The organism is Paraburkholderia sp. RL18-085-BIA-A (assembly GCF_046027075.1).
GTDB lineage: Bacteria > Pseudomonadota > Gammaproteobacteria > Burkholderiales > Burkholderiaceae > Paraburkholderia.
Map to the genome: position 1 here is coordinate 1 of NZ_JARESU010000360.1, position 2,183 is coordinate 2,183.

A 2,183-nucleotide genomic window follows, 5' to 3' on the forward strand; every position below is an offset into this window, starting at 1 on the left:
CAGGCGACGATCGGCCCCGGGCGACGGAGTCGGGACTAAAACTCGACCGGTGGAGAAGCGACTGCGAGTGCCAGGCCTGCATAAGCCGGTCTCGGTTTAGTGAGCGCCCAGCGGCGGCTGTTGAGCGTAACGAATGGCTTTGCCCGACCCCTTTGAGTCATTCAGAATCGGATCGTGAGCGACCGCTTCCTGCTAGGCTTGAGCCAGTCGCAGTCAATTATTGACCGGCATGGCACAATTGTTAATCGCCGTCGCTATGACAAACTGGGAGCGGAGCAGGAAATTCCGTTGGCAGTGAAGACGTGAAACCGCCCCGCCATAAGGCGAGGGCGAGGTGGCGATCATTCCGCCATGCGCCTCGACGATTGCTCGGCAAATCGATAGCCCAGACCGTGACCAGGTTTCCCGGTAGCGCCGTCGCATCTGGAAAAGCGCTCAAACAGATATTGTTCATTCTCGGCCGGGATTCCCGGCCCGTCATCGTAGACGGATACCTCTGCCCATGTACCACGGTTAATAGCGGCGACGATAATATGTGCCTCGGGTCCTGCGAATTTCGCTGCATTCTCGATCAGGTTAATCATCACACGTTCGACAAGAACGGCATCAGCGGACGCGGATATGTTCGTGCTCGTGACCCACGGCAGTATCTACTTCGAGAAACTCTTCGCTCTGACTTAATCGCGTGCGCGGCAGTCCCGCAGTCATCGTCTTGCCGCAACTTCGCCAAATGAATCAGTCACCGGCGTTCCGGTGGGCTAGTCGGAATGCGCGCGGCGTCATACCGGTATGTCGATGAAACACGTCGGTGAAATGCTGCTGAGTCTGAAACCCCGAGCGCGCGCCAACGTCAACTAGGGGAATGGTTTCCTCGCACAACATCGTCCTGGCAAATTTCACCCGTTCGAGTGTCACTTACAGATGGGGCGGGGTACCTGTCGCCGTTTTGAAAACGCGCGCAAAGTTTGATGCACTCATGTGCACCAGCACTGCGAGGTGCTCGACCAGAATGGTTTCGGCTATGTGCTCATGAACGAAGACTTGAATGCGAGTCAGCATTTGACGCGTAAGAGGCATGTCCGGCTCGGCCGCACCAGCACAGTGCCCGTAGCGGAGAGCGATGTGCACCGAGACGACATCGGCAAACGCGTCGGCGCAGGCAGCGTCGATGAGATCCGCATGATGCAAAGCAGCCAATGTGTCCGCGGCCTCGCGCACGAACGGATCCCAAAACCTGGACCATTTCGGGACCGCGTCAAACGCCACTTGCGAGACTTGGAGTTGACCCGCTTTCGTGGACACCCATCCATTGGGATCGCTGTCAGCGACCGTGGCCAACTGCGCCCCCACCGGAATAACTGCGACAAATGGTGCACTGATCACCATGGAATGACTCATTCCGGGAACGTCGCCGCTCGCAGTCTGCGCAACAGTGCTACCTGTCGGTATAACCAGGCGAAGTCCCTGCACCGAATTCAGCTCGCCATCGGTGAAAGCGATATTCATCGGTTGGCAGCGTAACCCGTGATCCGGGGTCGACCCTATTATTTGCTTCATGATAAGCAGAAGCCTCCTCCTTGACTCTTCGCACATCTAAGGTTACGTCGAATTCAAGGCTGCTTAAGGCGGATTCGTCATATGTGCAGAAGCGATCCCGACCTCGTTTGGAGTCGCTGCTGAGCTATATCCCTGGGCAACTCAGACGACGCTCGATCGTTGTTAGCCGGGTTTCAAACCTACACATCCTTTCCGAATGCATTCTGCAGGCTGACGCTTATGCCGGATATAACGCAGCGTAAGCGATGGGGCTGCATGCGCGGTCAGATATGTTGCCCGACAACATCGTCATCATCGGCGTCTCATAAGTAGTTGAAGTGACTGATAGTCGGTTTATCGGACTGGGATCGGACTTTCTCGCTGATGTCCACGTCCGGATCGGGAACGCACCTTACCGCGGTTATATGTTCGTATAACCAGGCAACGCTAACGCGGTATCGGCATATCCAACCGTACAGTAGATTCGCCCTTCGGCAAAACTTATTCTTCTCTCATCGAGATTCGAGGAGGAAGATGAAAATGCCAACGGGTGTTGCACGCAAAAGCTCATTTATAAGCGCTCTTTTTGCCATTCTGCTGTTTTCCACCAGTTCGTCCGTGAATGCGCAAAGCTGGGGTCATCGTCA

4 protein-coding genes are annotated in these 2,183 nt (G+C 55.6%); 1 reads left to right on the plus strand and 3 read right to left on the minus strand.

The window, feature by feature from the left end:
* The first annotated feature begins 174 nt into the window (after nucleotides 1-174).
* Complete coding sequence (locus P0D89_RS52370) at nucleotides 175-306, plus strand: hypothetical protein (protein ID WP_408370985.1); 132 nt, start codon at nucleotides 175-177, stop codon at nucleotides 304-306.
* 35 nt (nucleotides 307-341) lie between these two features.
* Here the strand turns inward: P0D89_RS52370 and P0D89_RS52375 are convergent, their stop codons facing one another.
* From P0D89_RS52375 to P0D89_RS52385, 3 genes are all read right to left on the minus strand, one after another.
* A complete protein-coding gene (locus P0D89_RS52375) occupies nucleotides 342-650 on the minus strand; it encodes a sensor histidine kinase (protein ID WP_408379524.1) in 309 nt (102 codons plus the stop codon).
* An 85-nt stretch (nucleotides 651-735) separates the two neighbouring features.
* A complete protein-coding gene (locus tag P0D89_RS52380) occupies nucleotides 736-915 on the minus strand; it encodes a helix-turn-helix domain-containing protein (RefSeq protein WP_408379521.1) in 180 nt (59 codons plus the stop codon).
* Nucleotides 916-1,506: a helix-turn-helix domain-containing protein gene (locus P0D89_RS52385; protein WP_408370983.1), complete on the minus strand. Its 591-nt coding sequence runs from the start codon at nucleotides 1,504-1,506 to the stop codon at nucleotides 916-918.
* Between the last annotated feature and the right edge of the window lie 677 nt (nucleotides 1,507-2,183).

Excerpts from the sequence above, each read along its gene's own strand:
- P0D89_RS52385 (WP_408370983.1), bottom strand. The coding sequence starts at position 1,506 with ATGAATATCGCTTTCACCGATGGCGAGCTGAATTCGGTGCAGGGACTT.